This window comes from Paenibacillus sp. ATY16 (genome assembly GCF_003399985.2).
Taxonomy (GTDB): Bacteria; Bacillota; Bacilli; order Paenibacillales; family Paenibacillaceae; genus Pristimantibacillus; species Pristimantibacillus glycanilyticus.
The window spans coordinates 430,552-446,214 of sequence record NZ_NMOK02000052.1 but is presented as its reverse complement, the minus strand read 5'-3'; the positions used below and the strand labels follow the sequence as shown (position 1 = coordinate 446,214).

At 49.9% G+C, this 15,663-nt stretch carries 16 protein-coding genes and 1 riboswitch; of the genes, 6 read left to right on the top strand and 10 right to left on the bottom strand.

Annotated elements, in window-relative coordinates; translation table 11 throughout:
- Window positions 1-49 precede the first annotated feature (49 nt).
- Window positions 50-448 carry a DoxX family protein gene (locus tag CFI03_RS27810; protein ID WP_127493112.1) on the bottom strand — a complete coding sequence of 133 codons (399 nt, stop codon included), beginning with the start codon at window positions 446-448 and terminating at the stop codon, window positions 50-52.
- A 195-nt stretch (window positions 449-643) separates the two neighbouring features.
- On the opposite strand from CFI03_RS27810, the gene CFI03_RS27805 reads away from it, so the two are divergent.
- On the top strand, window positions 644-952 hold the full coding sequence (locus CFI03_RS27805) for a winged helix-turn-helix transcriptional regulator (protein ID WP_236013489.1): 309 nt from the start codon (window positions 644-646) through the stop codon (window positions 950-952).
- A 169-nt stretch (window positions 953-1,121) separates the two neighbouring features.
- Here CFI03_RS27805 and sdhB read toward each other — a convergent pair whose 3' ends face one another.
- The 3 genes from sdhB to CFI03_RS27790 are packed head-to-tail and all read right to left on the bottom strand — an operon-like array spanning window position 1,122 to window position 4,339.
- Entirely contained in the window at window positions 1,122-1,880 is a 759-nt protein-coding gene (sdhB, locus tag CFI03_RS27800) for a succinate dehydrogenase iron-sulfur subunit (protein WP_201008007.1), read from the bottom strand.
- A gap of 2 nt (window positions 1,881-1,882) precedes the next feature.
- Window positions 1,883-3,640: a succinate dehydrogenase flavoprotein subunit gene (gene sdhA, locus CFI03_RS27795; protein WP_248762324.1), complete on the bottom strand. Its 1,758-nt coding sequence runs from the start codon at window positions 3,638-3,640 to the stop codon at window positions 1,883-1,885.
- Between the two features lie 27 nt (window positions 3,641-3,667).
- On the bottom strand, window positions 3,668-4,339 hold the full coding sequence (locus tag CFI03_RS27790; RefSeq protein WP_248762322.1) for a succinate dehydrogenase cytochrome b558 subunit: 672 nt from the start codon (window positions 4,337-4,339) through the stop codon (window positions 3,668-3,670).
- A 331-nt stretch (window positions 4,340-4,670) separates the two neighbouring features.
- On the opposite strand from CFI03_RS27790, the gene CFI03_RS27785 reads away from it, so the two are divergent.
- A complete protein-coding gene (locus CFI03_RS27785) occupies window positions 4,671-5,549 on the top strand; it encodes a LysR family transcriptional regulator (protein ID WP_248762307.1) in 879 nt (292 codons plus the stop codon).
- 383 nt (window positions 5,550-5,932) lie between these two features.
- Here the strand turns inward: CFI03_RS27785 and CFI03_RS27780 are convergent, their stop codons facing one another.
- Both CFI03_RS27780 and CFI03_RS27775 read right to left on the bottom strand, forming a co-directional pair.
- Entirely contained in the window at window positions 5,933-6,595 is a 663-nt protein-coding gene (locus tag CFI03_RS27780) for a potassium channel family protein (protein ID WP_015846363.1), read from the bottom strand.
- 17 nt (window positions 6,596-6,612) lie between these two features.
- Window positions 6,613-7,953: a TrkH family potassium uptake protein gene (locus CFI03_RS27775; RefSeq protein ID WP_201008005.1), complete on the bottom strand. Its 1,341-nt coding sequence runs from the start codon at window positions 7,951-7,953 to the stop codon at window positions 6,613-6,615.
- A gap of 70 nt (window positions 7,954-8,023) precedes the next feature.
- A riboswitch (cyclic di-AMP (ydaO/yuaA leader) is annotated at window positions 8,024-8,184 on the bottom strand.
- Window positions 8,185-8,433: 249 nt separating this feature from the next.
- Here CFI03_RS27775 and CFI03_RS27770 point away from each other — a divergent pair.
- The 3 genes from CFI03_RS27770 (at window position 8,434) to CFI03_RS27760 (ending at window position 11,341) form a co-directional block, all read left to right on the top strand.
- Window positions 8,434-10,026 (top strand): CPBP family intramembrane glutamic endopeptidase, encoded by a 1,593-nt coding sequence (locus CFI03_RS27770; RefSeq protein ID WP_248762305.1) that lies wholly within the window; start codon window positions 8,434-8,436, stop codon window positions 10,024-10,026.
- A 164-nt stretch (window positions 10,027-10,190) separates the two neighbouring features.
- A complete protein-coding gene (locus CFI03_RS27765; protein ID WP_248762290.1) occupies window positions 10,191-10,709 on the top strand; it encodes a hypothetical protein in 519 nt (172 codons plus the stop codon).
- A gap of 128 nt (window positions 10,710-10,837) precedes the next feature.
- Window positions 10,838-11,341: a hypothetical protein gene (locus CFI03_RS27760; RefSeq protein ID WP_248762288.1), complete on the top strand. Its 504-nt coding sequence runs from the start codon at window positions 10,838-10,840 to the stop codon at window positions 11,339-11,341.
- Here CFI03_RS27760 and uvrC read toward each other — a convergent pair.
- Window positions 11,312-13,186, bottom strand: a complete 1,875-nt coding sequence (gene uvrC, locus CFI03_RS27755) for an excinuclease ABC subunit UvrC (protein WP_248762266.1) — start codon at window positions 13,184-13,186, stop codon at window positions 11,312-11,314. The two genes, CFI03_RS27760 and uvrC, sit on opposite strands and share 30 nt — an antisense overlap.
- A gap of 226 nt (window positions 13,187-13,412) precedes the next feature.
- Here uvrC and CFI03_RS27750 point away from each other — a divergent pair, with 226 nt between their 5' ends.
- Complete coding sequence (locus tag CFI03_RS27750) at window positions 13,413-13,559, top strand: hypothetical protein (RefSeq protein WP_015846369.1); 147 nt, start codon at window positions 13,413-13,415, stop codon at window positions 13,557-13,559.
- Between the two features lie 59 nt (window positions 13,560-13,618).
- Here the strand turns inward: CFI03_RS27750 and CFI03_RS27745 are convergent, their stop codons facing one another.
- Genes CFI03_RS27745 through cysT form a run of 3 tightly spaced genes read right to left on the bottom strand, consistent with a single transcriptional unit; the run spans window position 13,619 to window position 15,630 of the window.
- A complete protein-coding gene (locus CFI03_RS27745; protein ID WP_127493128.1) occupies window positions 13,619-13,837 on the bottom strand; it encodes a YezD family protein in 219 nt (72 codons plus the stop codon).
- A 54-nt stretch (window positions 13,838-13,891) separates the two neighbouring features.
- The gene (cysW, locus tag CFI03_RS27740) at window positions 13,892-14,776 is read right to left on the bottom strand and encodes a sulfate ABC transporter permease subunit CysW (RefSeq protein WP_127493130.1); all 885 of its coding nucleotides are present in this window, start codon (window positions 14,774-14,776) and stop codon (window positions 13,892-13,894) included.
- A gap of 14 nt (window positions 14,777-14,790) precedes the next feature.
- A complete protein-coding gene (gene cysT, locus CFI03_RS27735; protein ID WP_248762263.1) occupies window positions 14,791-15,630 on the bottom strand; it encodes a sulfate ABC transporter permease subunit CysT in 840 nt (279 codons plus the stop codon).
- Window positions 15,631-15,663: the final 33 nt, after the last annotated feature.

The window sequence follows — 15,663 nt, the reverse complement described above, 5'->3', positions numbered from 1 at the left end:
CCCCGGAGTCTGCCCGCGCAGAACCCCGAGGTGCTTTTTCTAATTTGCCTTATTTCAGCAATGCGTCAATCGAGAAATCTCCGGCGCCCGTGAAGGCTACGCCAAGAAGGACGGCAATCAGAACCAGGTTGTACTCGTAACCGTTTTGAGTAACCCAAAGGCCATTAGCGCCATGTACCTTCGCAATCGCAACAATCATGGTAAGGATCAGCAATGCCGCTCCCACTTCCACCCAAAGCCCCGCTCCGAACAGTACGCCGCCCAATACCTCGAACAAACCTGCACCGGCTGCCATCAATACGCCAGGCTTCATTCCGATCGATTCCAGCCATCCGCCAGTACCTTTCAAACCGTATCCGCCGAACCAGCCAAACAGCTTCTGCGCGCCGTGTCCGATCATCAATAAACCAATAATAACCCTTATAATCAATAATCCTGTATCCATCATAATAGTACCTCTCCCTTTATCTCTTCTCGTTTGTTGAGCGGCCGCTCTCTTTGATGCACTTATCATAATGTATGTTACTTACTTTAGTCAAGTATATAAATAAAAATTAGCAAATACCCAAATTTGGCTATGCTAACGAACTTACTTTTCCTTAGAACATATGCTACAATATAGGTAGAAAAAGGGGTGATCGCGTTGGATTATTCAACTATGTGCCCAAAGTATGAAGCTGCGGCCGACATTCTTGGTAAGAAATGGACAGGGCTTATCATCCGGGTTATGCTTGGCGGACCTAAACGGTTCAAGGAAATTAAAGAGCAGATCCCCGAGATGAGCGACAAAATGTTAACGGATCGGATGAAGGAACTAGAGAGTCAAAGCATCGTGAAACGAACTGTCTATCCTGAAATGCCTGTTCGAATCGAATATGAGTTAACGCCGAAGGGTCGCGAGCTCCAGCCCGTGATCGAATCGATTCAAAGCTGGGGCGAGCATTGGATGTAAGCTCTCAAACAAAAAAAGCAGTGCCGGACTAGGATAACAATATCCCGTCCGGCACTGCTTTTTGCTTGAGTTGACTTTCAACGCCAACTCCATTACTATTATTGATAATAGTTATCATTATCAAATAAGAGCAAGAAAAAGCCCCCCGCTTCTGCGGAGGGCGTCCTTCTTAGCCAAGCCATTTTTTGAACAATTGTTTCGTCGTATCGCGGTTGATCGCAGCGATCGAAGTCGTAAGCGGAATGCCTTTCGGGCACGAACGCACGCAGTTTTGCGAGTTGCCGCAGCCTTCGATACCGCCGTCTTCCATCAACGTCTCCAGACGTTCAGCCTTGTTCATTTCACCCGTAGGGTGAACGTTGAAGAGGCGGACCTGGGAGATCGCTTGCGGGCCGATAAAGCTGTTGCGATCGTTAACATTCGGGCAGGCTTCCATACAAACGCCGCAAGTCATGCACTTGGACAGCTCGTATGCCCATTGGCGCTTCTCTTCAGCCAGACGAGGGCCAGGGCCCAGATCATACGTACCGTCGATCGGAATCCATGCTTTAACCCGTTTCAGCGCGTTGAACATGCGCTCGCGGTTAATAACAAGGTCACGCACGACAGGGAATGTGCGCATCGGCTCAAGGCGAATCGGCTGCTCCAGCTTATCGATCAGCGCGCTGCAGGCCTGACGAGGCTTGCCGTTGATGACCATCGAGCAGGCACCGCACACTTCCTCAAGGCAGTTGGATTCCCAGCATACCGGAGCCGTGTTTGCACCATCCGATTTTTTCGGATTACGCTGAATTTCCATCAAGCCGCTGATGACGTTCATGTTGGCGCGGTAAGGAATCTCAAACTCTTCGGTATAAGGTGCGGAGTCCGGACCGTCTTGACGGGTAATAACGAATTTTACGGTTTTCGTTGCTGTCGTTTGAGCCATTGTTATTCTCCTTTCTTTTTGTTGGCTGTATAGTCGCGTTTACGCGGTTTGATGAGGGAAGTATCAACTTCCTCATACGAGATTTGCGGACCTTCAGGCGTCCAGGTTGCTTTTGTTGTTTTGAGGAAGTCCTCGTCATTACGGTCCGGGAAGTCCGGCTTGTAATGCGCGCCGCGGCTTTCGTTACGGAGCAAAGCACCCAGAGTCATCGCTTCGGACAGCTCAAGCATGTTCCACAGCTGACGCGTGAACGCTACGCTGGAGTTGTTCCATTTGAGCGAGTCGTTGATGTTGATGTTTTGGTAACGTTGCTTCAGCTCTTTGATCTTATCGATCGTTTGCTGCAGCTTGTCATTGAAGCGTACAACCGTCATGTTGTTGGTCATCCACTCGCCAAGCTCTTTGTGGATGACGTAAGCATTCTCGGTACCGTTCATGCCGAGGATCTTGTTGTACTTGTCTTCATGGCGTTTCTTCTCGTGGTCGAATACCGAAGAGGAAACGTCTTCGGACGATTTCTTAAGGCCTTTGATGTATTCAACGGCTTTAGGACCGGCAACCATGCCGCCAAAGATAGCGGACAGGAGCGAGTTTGCGCCGAGACGGTTCGCGCCGTGGAATTGGTATTCGCATTCGCCTGCCGCGAACAGACCAGGGATGTTCGTCATTTGGTTGTAGTCAACCCACATGCCGCCCATCGAATAGTGAACCGCAGGGAAGATTTTCATTGGGATTTTACGCGGGTCGTCGCCCATGAACTTCTCGTAAATCTCGATGATGCCGCCAAGCTTAACGTCAAGCTCCTTCGGATCTTTATGCGACAGGTCAAGGTAAACCATGTTCTCGCCGTTGATGCCAAGCTTCTCGTCAACGCAGACGCTGAAGATTTCGCGTGTTGCGATATCGCGCGGAACAAGGTTGCCGTACGCCGGATATTTCTCTTCAAGGAAGTACCAAGGCTTACCGTCTTTGTACGTCCAGATCCGGCCGCCTTCGCCGCGTGCCGATTCGGACATCAGGCGCAGCTTGTCGTCGCCGGGAATAGCCGTTGGATGGATTTGGATAAATTCGCCGTTTGCGTAATGTACGCCTTGCTGGTACACGGCAGAAGCCGCAGTACCCGTATTGATAACGGAGTTCGTTGTTTTGCCGAAGATAATACCAGGACCGCCGGATGCGAGAATAACGGCGTCGCCGACGAAAGTATGTACTTCCATCGTACGCAGGCTTTGTGCCGAAACACCGCGGCAGATGCCTTCGTCGTCCAGTACGGCGCCAAGGAATTCCCAATGCTCGTATTTCGTTACGAGACCGGCTGCTTCCCAGCGGCGAACTTGCTCATCCAATGCGTACAGCAGCTGTTGGCCGGTTGTAGCGCCAGCGAATGCCGTACGGTGATATTGCGTACCGCCGAAACGACGGAAGTCAAGCAGACCCTCTGGCGTACGGGAGAACATAACGCCCATGCGGTCCATCAAGTGGATAATGCCAGGTGCGGCTTCGCACATTGCTTTTACCGGAGGCTGATTCGCGAGGAAGTCGCCGCCATATACGGTATCGTCAAAATGCTCCCAAGGGGAGTCGCCTTCACCTTTTGTATTTACAGCGCCGTTAATGCCGCCTTGCGCGCAAACGGAATGGGAACGTTTCACCGGCACGAGGGAAAACAGATCCACATGCACGCCCGCTTCCGCCGCTTTAACGGTTGCCATAAGGCCCGCAAGACCGCCGCCAACGACGATAATTTTATTTTTAGCCATAACGTTTCGCTCCTTGTCTAAATACTACTAACCGATATTGGTCAGTGCCAATGCGGCACTTGCCGTTTCCTTGAACTCGTCGCCCATAAACGCTACGAGGGACAGGATGAACAGCGCAGCTACAAGCACAAAGATTACCATGCAGATATTCGCCGAAGCACGTTGAGCTTTCGGAGATACCGTAATCCCCCAGCTGATCAGGAACGCCCAGAGGCCGTTGCTGAAGTGGAATACCGCAGCGAGAATACCGATGAGGTACAGAATGAACAAAGCAGGGCTGGTTGCAATATTATGCATAGTCGAGCCAAGCTCTTCATGCGTTACATTGCCAAGCGCTACCTGCACGCGAGTCTCGAACACGTGCCAGATAATAAAGATAAACGTGATTACCCCTGTGATACGCTGCAACGTAAATGCCCAGTTACGCTCATATTTGAAACGTCCCGAGTTGAGGTTCGATTGATAAGCCATATACAAACCGTAAACACCGTGGAACAAAATCGGCAGATAGATACCGAAGATTTCGAGCAGCGTTACGATAGGCAGGCCGTTAATAAAATGAACCGCTCTGGTGAAGCCTTCCGGCCCACGCTCATACGCCTGAAAATTGGCCAGGGCATGCACGATGATAAATCCACCCAGCGGAATCACCCCAAGCAGAGAGTGCAGCTTGCGCCAGTAGTACGAATTTCCTTTCATTAATACTTCTCCTTTCCAGACTGTGGTCGCTCCATGACATTTTTTGCTGTTGACAAACCATTCTACATTGTACCCCCGGCTTTTAAGTCCGTCAACAAAAGTCGACACCATTTGCGAAAGTTTCATTTCTCGACTTTTATTGCAATGGGGTCCCCGCAAAGTACTTGGATTAAATTTCGAAGCTTACGCTTCACTTCGTGGGCGTTATTCAAATTGTGAACGTTCCGTGTATGCCACCCTTTTAATCCTACTCCTTTTGAGCTTATAATGGAATTGCATATTTATTATAATTTATTATAACCAATTCACATAAGCGATCGGGGAGACCAAAATGATCGAAGAATTTCATATGTTTGCTGCCATCGTGGAACATTCCAGCATGAATAAAGCGGCTACCCTGCTTAATTTGTCCCAGCCGGCCTTGTCCCGCAAAATAGCAAAGCTTGAAGAAGAAATAGGCGCCAAGCTGTTCGAACGCGTCGGCAAGCGGCTTGAGCTGACCCGCGTCGGTCAATTGACTTACGAGTATGCCGTGAACCTTCGCAAGCTGCACCGCCGTTACATGGATTCCGTTGCCGAGTACACCGCTGCGGGACGAACCTCCATCACGATCGGGGCAAGCTTAACGACGCTTCAAACCACATTACCCGACTTCATAAAGACGTTAAACGCCAGTCATCCGGAATTCGATATCAAGGCCGTAACCGGCAAAACCCACGAGATTGTCACGCTTGTCCGCGACAACAAGGCGGATATCGCCATCGTTGCTTCCATGATTGAAGATTCCCAGCTTCACTGCGTGCCGCTGTTTGACGATCATCTGCTGCTTGTTATCCCGACCAGCGTAACCGTAACGCATGAGGAGCCTCTTTCAATAGAAGATTTAAACGGGCTGCCCATGATTTTGTTCTCCAAAGGCACCTGGTACCGCAAGCTGACCGACGAAGTATTCGCCAAATACCATCTTCAGCCGGATGTCCGGATGGAGATCGACTCCTTCGAGGCTATCGTCCGTCTTCTTCATACGTGCCGAGCGGCAACCCTGCTCCCGCATTCCTATATGCGCAAGCAGTTACTCGCCGACAACGAGCTTGTCGTTGTCCCCATCCGCGAGCTGGAAGAGACCAAGCGAACGACTTGTCTCATCCACAATGACCCTTCCGATCTTCATCCGGCGGTCCGGCGTTGGATTTCGGAGTTGGGTCAGTAGGTTTCGCTCTTTTCTTTCGCTCTTGTGCTTTTCGCTCTTTTTCTTTTCGCTCTTTTCGCTCTTATGCTTTTCGCTCTTTTCGCTCTTCTCGCTCCCGCAAGGGAGCACAGTGGTAGCGCTTCACTGTCTTCTTCATTCCCTCGCAGGGGGAATGGATGGGTGCGGCGCGAGGCGGGAAAGGGGTATCTCTGGAGGAGCGCAGCGTTCGCCTTTGTCACTTCCTTTGCTACCCCTATGTAAACCTGTTCAGAGCAAAGGAATGACAACAGCGGCCGGAAGAGATACCCCGTCCCGCCGAGCCATCCCGCCCCATCCATTCCCCACCTCAACAGCGAGCCAACAAAAAGGACAATGAACGCTAACAGCGCCCACTGTCCTTATCATCACCTGATTATGGTTTCTTCAAACTGTTCAATCTGGTCGTTTGTTCCGATCACGACCATAACGTCCTTTTCCGTCACCACATCCGTCGCCGTAGGAGCAATTATAATACCGGAAGGCTTGTTAATGGCTACGATGCTGCATCCGAACCGGGCACGCAAATTCATATCTTGAAGCGACTTGCCATTCAGGCATTTCGGGACCGAAAGCTCGGCAATGGTATACTCCTTCGACAGCTCGATATAATCAAGCAGATTCGGGGAGACAAGCTGATGGGCAACCCGGATGCCCATATCCCGTTCCGGATAAATAACGCGGTCAACGCCAATTTTCTCCAGCACGCGTCCGTGCAGCTCGCTCATCGCTTTGGCTACTACCCTCTTCACGCCCAAATCCTTCAATAATATAGTCGTCAGTATGCTGGCCTGAATGTCATCGCCAATCGCCACGACTCCGCAGTCAAAATTACGAACGCCTAGTGATCGCAGCGTCTCTTCGTCCGTGCAATCCGCCGACACCGTATAAGTCAGCACATTGCTCATCTCCTGAACGGCTTCCTCATCCCGGTCGATCCCAAGCACCTCATAGCCCAGCTTGATAAGCTCTCTTCCAAGACTGGAGCCGAACCTCCCCAAGCCTACGATCACGAATTGATTGTTCTTCATTCTTGCTCTCTATTCCCCTATCCAATCGTAATTTTGCCTTCCGGATACCGGTACAGCTCTTTCTCTGTTTTTGGCCCTAGCGCGTAAGCAAGCGTCAGCGGACCAAGCCGTCCGGCGAACATCGTTACCGCAATGACTATTTTGCCGAAGAACGTCAGCTCGGGCGTAATGCCCGTCGTCAGGCCAACGGTGCCAAACGCCGACGTTGTTTCGAATAAAATTTTCAGGAACTGCTGGTCTTCCGTCGTGGATAGCAGCATCGTTACCAATAGGACCAGCGTGAGCGACAGCATCGTAATCGTCAGCGCCTTGAAGATCCGGTCCTTCCCAAGCCGGTAATGGAAAAGAACGATATCTTCCCGCCCGCGGATCATCGCGATAACCGCCCCGACCATCGTGGTAAAGGTTGTCGTCTTGATTCCCCCGCCCGTAGAGCCCGGCGAAGCGCCGATAAACATCAGAATAACGGTGAAAAAGACGGTCGCCTGCCGAAGCTGGGTATAATCCAGCGTGTTGGCCCCCGCCGTTCTAGGCGTAACGGACTGGAAGAAGGAAGCCAGAATCTTTTCGCCCCAATTGAGGGAACCAAGCGTATTGCTGTTCGAAAACTCGAAAACGAAAATAACAACAGCGCCAGCGGCAATCAGGATGCCGGTTGTCGAGAGAACAACCTTGCTGTGCAGCGACAGTCTTTTGTTTTTCCGGAACTCCAGCAAATCCGCCATTACCACAAAACCTAATCCGCCAAAAATAATGAGCAGCATCGACACGATATTAACGAGCGGGTCCCCTACGTACATCGTTAAGCTGCGGAAATGGCCGAAGATATCAAAGCCTGCGTTATTGAAGAAGGATATCGAATGAAAGAGCCCAAACCATACCGCTCTCCCAAACGGCATGTCAAAGGCGAATCGGACGGCAAACAGAACAGCGCCAACCAGCTCTATCGTTAAAGAGTAGAAGATCACTCGACGGATTAGTCTGACGATGCCCTCCATACTCGTCTGGTTCATCGCTTCCTGCAGAATGAGCCGTTCCTTAAGCGAAATCCTCTTGCGCAGCACCAGCGCAATCAGCGTGGCCATGGTCATAAAGCCTAATCCGCCAATTTGGATAAGAGAGAGGATGATGATTTTGCCAAAGGTAGAGAAGTATGTACCCGTATCGACGACAACAAGTCCGGTCACGCAGGTCGCCGAGGTTGCCGTGAACAACGCATCGATAAAGGGCAGGCGCGAGCCATCGCTTGAGGCGAAGGGCATCGACAGCAGCACGGCTCCAATCACGATAATCATGGCAAAACCAAAGACCAGAATCCTTGGCGGCGACCATTTCAGGATATTGAGATATTTGGCCATTCTTCTCTCCTTTTAATAGATCTTTCAACATTTGGGCATAAAAAAAAGCACGGGAACTCCCATGCAAATGAGTCCTGTTCCACGCAGCCTACGAGGTTAGCTGACGGATTCGGGCCTGGAAAGGCAGCCCTATTCAAGCGGATGCTCGAAATTCACCCCATGCTGGCGGATTGCTCCGGACAGCGGTTTGGTTCCCCCGTTTTCAAAAACGAAATTCGGCTGATACGATTCGATTAATATGACGTAACGATTATACGCCCAAACTGCGGAAACGATCAAAATGAGCCTAAGCGATAATTAAGCGGTATTCGTTCAAAAACGGGCAATCCTACAAAGCAAATGGCTGCTTTCTGGCTGCAAGTCCTTATTTCACCGCTTTCCGTTTGCATACTCCACTTTCGCCCGCATTGGATAAGTGAGGTTAATAATGGTATTGTTACTGTAGCGAAGCATCGTCTGAATTCGAAATGGAGGTTTTATATGATCCCTTCCATCGCTCCTCATGATTGGAAAAGATTCCTGTGGGCTGCTGTCGCAGGCGCAATTATTTTCATCTTTACCCAGTTCGGCCCTGCAGCCGGGGACCAGCTGTTCTCAAGCTCAACTCCTAAGGTTATTGCAAAAAGCGAAGCCGAGTCGACCGCGAAAAGGTTCGTCCGGGAACAGTTCGGCAAAGCAGCCGTAACCGCCCATACGATTTATCAGACCGACAGTCTGGCAAACGGTTATTTCTCCAAGGAAGAGCTGCTGGGCAAGTTCGAAGATAAATATGACGCCAAGTTCCCGACCGATACGTTCCAGGTCAATCTGGATCTGGAGGACGGCACAAAAGCTTATGTCTACGTCCATATGACTAACGGCAGTATTACAGGCTGGCATTGGCTTGGCGGTCAATCTGCCGGCAATACTCAATCGGTTCAAACGTCAGCGAAGGCTTTTGCCGAAACGAAAGGGTTCCGGCCGGAAGAATTGGACAGCCTGTACATCAATGACCAAGGAGACGCCGTGCTTCACCCCACCGGTTATACGCTTGGAGATGCTTCACTTGAGCTGATTATCGGAGTAGGCCTTGTTGATGATAAAGCGGTGATCACCAGGTACAAGCCAGCTTTCCAAGCACCGGCGGATTACGTCTCTTACGTGGAAGGCCAGAAGAAGACGGGCAGCGCGCTGTCTGTTGTCAGCCTGGCGTACATGTGCTTCATCTCCCTCGTTTTATCGCTTATTTACGCGATTCTTTACAGGGGACACACGACCTTTAAGCGCGGGATATTTATCAGCTTGGTGTTTATCGTATTCTACATCTATAACAATCTGAACGTTCTTGATGGCATCATGGCAACCTTTGGCGAGCAGAGCCGGTCGGATGCCGAGATGAAGGCTACCGTTTTGATTACGGTCGTGCTGCTCATTCCGGTTGGCCTCGCCGTTTACTTCGCCTTAGTCGCCGGTGACGGGATGTGGCGCTCACAAAAACGCCCCTTATGGCCGGGATTCCGCGAGCGAGGCTATGGCGAGCATGTATGGCGCAGCGTTGGCCTCTCCTATCTCTTTGCAGCGATTATCCTTGGCGCGCAAGCGATCATTATGGTCGCCATGAAGTTTCTTGCAGGCTCCTGGGCAACCAGCGATGCTACGCAGTCGCCTTACAATACGGATATGCTGTGGCTTATGCCGATGATGGCCTGGTGCGCTGCCATATCCGAAGAAGCGATATTCCGGTTGTTCGGCATTGCTTTATTCAAAAAATGGTTTAAAAATACGTTTATCGCTACGCTTATTCCCACGATCATGTGGGCGCTGGGACATGTCGGCTATCCGATCTTCCCGTTCTATACGCGTATCGTGGAGCTTGTTATTCTGGGAACGGTATTTTGTCTTATTTTCCTCCGCTATGGCTTTATTACGGCCGTGTTCACCCACGCAATCCTGGACAGCCTTATTATGAGCTTCGAGCTGGTCAGCGTTGGAGGAGGCGTTAATATTACCGCCGCGCTGATCTATGCGATTCTTCCTGTTATCGTTGCATGGGTTATCAAGTACTGGCATAAACGGCGCTTTATACAGGCCTGATCGGACTGTTCATAAAAAGGAAGGTATCCTCGCCGGGATACCTTCCTTTTTTCGTTTATACGGCATCTCAAACAGCCCATTTAATAGAAACGGCCATTTTGTCCAAGAGGAATCCTGTCCACATTAATATAATCTATTAAACCAACATATGGAGTGTGATTGGATTGATTGCAAGAATCAGCGGCTATGACCGCAAACAGAGCTCATGCAACAAAAGCTATGAGAAACAGTCGTCGGGCAAAAAGTCAAGCGGTCATCACAAATCTTCGGGCAAAAAGAACAAATCGGACGGCGGCAAGAAAAATTGCTGCTGCCAACACAAGTCTTCCAGCAAAAAATCGTACGGCTATTCACACAAATCAAATGGCTGCAAATGCGAACACAAATCAAATGGCCGCAAATACGAGCACAAATCTTCGGGCTATAGCGACAATTCGGTAATTCCGTACAACAAGGAAGAAAAATCAAGCGGAAAAAGCTATGCTGAATATGCTTATGGCATCCTTAGCAAGCTGTCGCTCGGACAAGTTATTCATCGCGTTACGCTGGATAACGGAAAGGATCTGGATAAAGCGAAATGGGCTGGCTTTAAGAATGGGCATGCTACTTTCTCTGCTTTCAACTACAAAACGACTTACCTCGTTTATGTCCCGCTGAACAAAATTACAAGCATCGCTTTGTAAAGGAAATTAAACAAGAAACTATTTCATTTGTTTATCCACTCCTGTACAAGAGCAACTCTAGCAACCTTCATATAATCTAGTATTACGTTCATGAGGAGTGATAGAATTGCCAAAAAACCATAGCTCGGGTGGCAACCAAAGTCCCGGCGGCAACCAAAGTCCTGGCGGCAACCAAAGTCCTGGCGGCAATCAAAGTCCCGGCGGCAATCAAAGTCCCGGCGGCAGAAGTGCGGGAGCTGACAAAGCTGGAGCTAATAAAAAATCAGGTGGCAGCAAAGGCAATAAAAGCAGCAAATCCGGTGGCAGCAAAGGCAATAAAAGCGGTAAATCCGGTGGCAGCAAAGGCAATAAAAGCGGCAAATCAGGCGGCAGCAAAGGCAATAAAAGCGGTAAATCCGGTGGCAGCAAAGGCAATAAAAGCGGTAAATCCGGTGGCAGCAAAGGCAATAAAAGCGGCAAATCAGGTGGCAGCAAAGGCAATAAAAGCGGTAAACCAGGCGGTCGCAAAGGCAAATAAAAAAGCAAAGGCAAGTAATATAAAAAGGAATGAGGTTGCCCTACATTCCTTTCGCTATGCATCTAGCTCAAGGAATGAGGTTGCCTCATTCCTTTTCCTTTTCTTCTTCATTTAAGGCAGCTAAAATTTGCGAAGCCAGCTTCTCGCCAATAGACAGAGGCTTGAAGTCTTCGATTGAAGCTTCCCTTATCTTCTTAATCGAGCCAAAATGCTTAAGCAGCAGCTTGCGGCGCTTCTCTCCGATTCCCGGAATCGCATCCAGCTGGGAGGCAATCATCGATTTGCCTCGTTGTTCGCGGTGGAAGGAAATCGCAAACCGGTGGACTTCATCCTGAATCCGCTGCAGCAGATAAAATTCCTGGCTGTCGCGGGGCAGCGGCACGACTTCCGGCGGATCACCGGTCATCAATTGGGCCGTCTTATGCTTTGCATCCTTCACAAGTCCGCATACCGGAATATAAAGCCCCAGCTCATTTTGCAAAATATCCAGTGCTGCGGAGATTTGTCCCTTGCCGCCGTCGACTACGATTAAATCCGGAGGAGTCTGCTGCTCCTTCAGCATTCTTTCGTAACGGCGCCGCACGACCTCGCGCATCGTTTCGTAATCATCCGCGCCAACAACGGTTTTCACCTTATACTTGCGGTACTCTTTCCTGTCCGGCTTGCCATCCGTAAAGACAACCATCGCCGAAACCGGATTTGTGCCTTGGATATTCGAGTTATCGAACGCCTCGATTCGCCGGACCTCCGGCAGTCCAAGCCATTCGGCCAGTCCCTCCGAAGCGCGGACGCTTCTCTCCTCATCTCGCTCGATCAGACGGAATTTATCGGCTAGCGCAATCTTGGCATTATCAATAGCCATGGATACGGCTTCGCTCTTCCGTCCGCGCTGCGGCATCAGCACCTTCACCTTCAGCCAGTTATGCAGCATTGTTGCAAATTCATCCGCGGCCGTGGACGATTCCGCCGTCCCTTCTTCCTCATCGGCCGGGAGCGGAAGCAAAATCTGCTTCGGCAATGCCGGGTTATCGCTGTAATATTGGGTAACGAAAGTCATAAAGTCATCGTATTCTTCCCCATAATAAGGGAATGTTGTGCCGCGCCGTTCAATCATTTTCCCCTGGCGCATGTACAGAATCTGCACGCACATCCAGCCCTTCTCTACCGCGTAGCCGAAGATGTCGCGGTCGAGGGCATCGTTCATCGTAATCTTCTGCTTCTCGATAACCGCATCGATGCTGATGATCTGATCGCGGTATTCCTTGGCACGCTCGAAATTAAGCTCTTCGGCGGCAGCCTCCATTTTACGCTGAATTTCCGCTTTTACGGCATCATGGCCGCCGTTAAGGAACTTGGTAATTTCCTGAATCATCGCATCGTACTGGCCCTGCTCCACATCGTATTCGCATGGGGCAATACATTGGCCGATATGATAGTACAAGCATACTTTATCAGGCAGCGTTCCGCATTTGCGCAGCGGATAAAGCCGGTCCAGCAGCTTCTTGGTTTGCTGAGCCGCGAAGGCATTCGGGTACGGTCCGAAATATTTGCCTTTATCCTTCACGACACGCCGCGTAACCTCAAGGCGCGGGTGTTTTTCGTTCGTAATCTTAATATACGGAAAAGTTTTGTCGTCCTTCAGAAGAACATTGTATCTTGGATGATATTGCTTGATCAGATTGCATTCGAGAATGAGTGCTTCCATATTGCTCGAGGTAATAATATAGTCAAAGTCGCGGATTTCCGATACGAGCCGCTGCGTTTTTCCGTTATGGCTGCCGTTGAAGTAGGAGCGGACGCGGTTTTTCAACACCTTCGCTTTGCCTACATATATAATGGTGCCTTCCCCGTTCTTCATTAAATAACAGCCGGGCTGGTCTGGAAGCAGTGCTAATTTGTTGCGGATTAGCTCTTCGGCTTCCGCCCTGCTGGCGGGTGTATTTTGTTGTTGCTGATCCATTTTGTCCCTCCTAAAAAGAATTACCATACTATTGGCCGAGAATCGGCAATTGTGGTAATTCTTACTTCGTAAGCATAAGCTTCGCGCTGTTTATCTATTCCTTTATATTAGCATATCGAACGCATGTTTCGCTTTATAATTGTCAATGAATTGCTTTACAATTATTCGTAAAGTTGGGTATACTATTATAAGCTTGAATGGTCTTCAAGGGAGGCGTAATCCACTAATGGAAAATGTACGTGATCCGCGCGAACATGTGAATGAAGAACCGCGCCACGACTTGATGGACGTTATGACAGGCTTTGGCGGAATGCTGGGCTTTATGACCGTCATTTTTGCTGCAGCCGTCATCATTAAATTCGTCATTTCGTAACCACAAACAAGAAAAGCTCCGTACCGGATATCCGGTACGGAGCTTTTTTCGCTTTATTATTATTGGGCAACGGCGCGAAGGTTATCGCCGTTAGCTGCCTTTTGCTCCGGCTGCGCCTGCTTATGGGAAGGTTGATCGTAACGTGTACGTTCGGTACGGTCGATTTGAACAATACGTCCATCATGTACGGTAATATTGACAGAACCATACTGTAGCCCATTAACTTGCTCAAGAATACGGTCCAACCACAATTGATCTACTTCCAACGGTTTTGCCATTATTAACCCCTCCATAATCAACCGATTTACTCGGTATTAGGTTTAAAAAAATTTTTACTCTACCTTTTCGCGCGATGCGTTTTGATTCGTTTTCCATTCGAACAAGGCTTTCACGAGCAGAGTCAAGACGGCCAGCATAACAAGCAGGGAAGCTACGGCAAAGGAAGCCGAGAACTGGTATTCGTTATACAGAATTTCAATATGGAGCGGCAGCGTATTTGTCTCCCCCCGAATATGGCCGGATACGACGGATACGGCGCCAAACTCCCCCATCGCCCGGGCGTTCGAGAGAATAATGCCGTACAGCAAGCCCCACTTGATATTCGGAAGCGTGATGCGCCAGAAGATCTGCCAGCCTTTTGCCCCAAGGCTTGCAGCCGCTTCCTCTTCCTGTACGCCTTGCGCCTGCATGAGCGGAATTAACTCGCGGGCTACGAACGGAACGGTAACGAAAATGGTAGCCAGTACAATGCCCGGAAGAGCAAAAACGATCTTAATATCATGCTCGTCGAGCCAAGGACCAAGAAAGCCCTGCGCACCAAACAGTAAAATATAAATCATTCCTGAAATGACAGGTGATACCGCAAACGGTAGATCGATTAACGTAATAAGCAGGTTCTTACCTTTGAAGCGGAACTTGCTGATCGCCCATGCAGCCGCTATCCCAAACACAGCGTTTAGCGGTACGGCAATTAGAGCAACCAATAAAGTTAATCGCAATGCGGATAAAGCATCCGGGTCGGTGATTGCAGCTTTGTACACATCAAAGCCCTTTTTGAAGGCTTCGACAAACACCGAGATAAGAGGCATCGCTACGGCCAGCCCTAGAAATAACATGGCGATACTGATTAAAGTCCATTTTACGCCAGCCGATTCGGTAATATGCTTCGGTCTTTTGGACGCTTCTTGAGACAAATGCGCGGTAACTGCTCCAGCCATTATTATTCCTCCCCTTAGTCCGCTATCGTACGGCGGTTAATCCGCCATTGCATAAAGTTGATAAGCAGCAGAAGCAGGAAGGAGACAATAAGCATAACCAGGGCAATCGCCGTTGCGCCTTTGTAATCGAATTGTTCCAGCTTCGACATAATGAGGAGAGGAGCGATTTCCGTTCTCATCGGCATATTGCCCGAGATAAACACGACGGAGCCATATTCCCCGATTCCCCGAGCGAAGGCCAGCGCGAACCCGGTTAATAGCGCCGGCATCAGCTCCGGCAGGATAACCTTCCAGAACGTGCGCAGCCGGTATGCGCCAAGCATAACCGCCGCTTCTTCGGTTTCTTTTTCGAAGTCCTGCAAGACAGGCTGCACGGTACGGACCACAAAAGGAATTCCGATAAAAATGAGTGCAATCGTAATGCCAAGCTGCGTGTAAGCAACCTTTAGCCCCAGCGGCGCGAGAATCGAGCCTACCCAGCCATTTGGGGCATAAATCGCGGTCAACGCAATGCCTGCTACCGCCGTCGGAAGAGCGAACGGCAAATCGACGAGGCTGTCGATAATCTTTTTACCCGGGAACCGGTATCGGACAAGCACCCAGGCTACTAGGAGCCCGAATACAAGATTGGTCAGCGCGGCGAAAAACGATGTCGTAAAGCTGATGCGATAAGAAGCGATTACCCTTGGATTCGTAATAATCGCCCAGAATTCGTTCCAGCTCAGGCCGGTTGTTTTCACAAACACACCGGCGAGAGGGATAAGAACGATCAAGCTGAGGTAAGCGATCGTGAAGCCCATCGACAAGCCAAAGCCCGGCAATACGTTTTTGGACTTCCTTTTGGAACCTTTCATGTGAAGTCAGCTCCGTTCATCTGTGGTCACCAT

Bases quoted from the DNA above. Each gene is read 5' to 3' on its own strand.
- CFI03_RS27810 (WP_127493112.1), bottom strand. From the start codon at position 448: ATGATGGATACAGGATTATTGATTATAAGGGTTATTATTGGTTTATTG.
- sdhB (WP_201008007.1), bottom strand. From the start codon at position 1,880: ATGGCTCAAACGACAGCAACGAAAACCGTAAAATTCGTTATTACCCGT.
- sdhA (WP_248762324.1), bottom strand. From the start codon at position 3,640: ATGGCTAAAAATAAAATTATCGTCGTTGGCGGCGGTCTTGCGGGCCTT.
- CFI03_RS27790 (WP_248762322.1), bottom strand. From the start codon at position 4,339: ATGAAAGGAAATTCGTACTACTGGCGCAAGCTGCACTCTCTGCTTGGG.
- CFI03_RS27785 (WP_248762307.1), top strand. From the start codon at position 4,671: ATGATCGAAGAATTTCATATGTTTGCTGCCATCGTGGAACATTCCAGC.
- CFI03_RS27780 (WP_015846363.1), bottom strand. From the start codon at position 6,595: ATGAAGAACAATCAATTCGTGATCGTAGGCTTGGGGAGGTTCGGCTCC.
- CFI03_RS27775 (WP_201008005.1), bottom strand. From the start codon at position 7,953: ATGGCCAAATATCTCAATATCCTGAAATGGTCGCCGCCAAGGATTCTG.
- CFI03_RS27770 (WP_248762305.1), top strand. From the start codon at position 8,434: ATGATCCCTTCCATCGCTCCTCATGATTGGAAAAGATTCCTGTGGGCT.
- uvrC (WP_248762266.1), bottom strand. From the start codon at position 13,186: ATGGATCAGCAACAACAAAATACACCCGCCAGCAGGGCGGAAGCCGAA.
- CFI03_RS27750 (WP_015846369.1), top strand. From the start codon at position 13,413: ATGGAAAATGTACGTGATCCGCGCGAACATGTGAATGAAGAACCGCGC.
- CFI03_RS27745 (WP_127493128.1), bottom strand. From the start codon at position 13,837: ATGGCAAAACCGTTGGAAGTAGATCAATTGTGGTTGGACCGTATTCTT.
- cysW (WP_127493130.1), bottom strand. From the start codon at position 14,776: ATGGCTGGAGCAGTTACCGCGCATTTGTCTCAAGAAGCGTCCAAAAGA.
- cysT (WP_248762263.1), bottom strand. From the start codon at position 15,630: ATGAAAGGTTCCAAAAGGAAGTCCAAAAACGTATTGCCGGGCTTTGGC.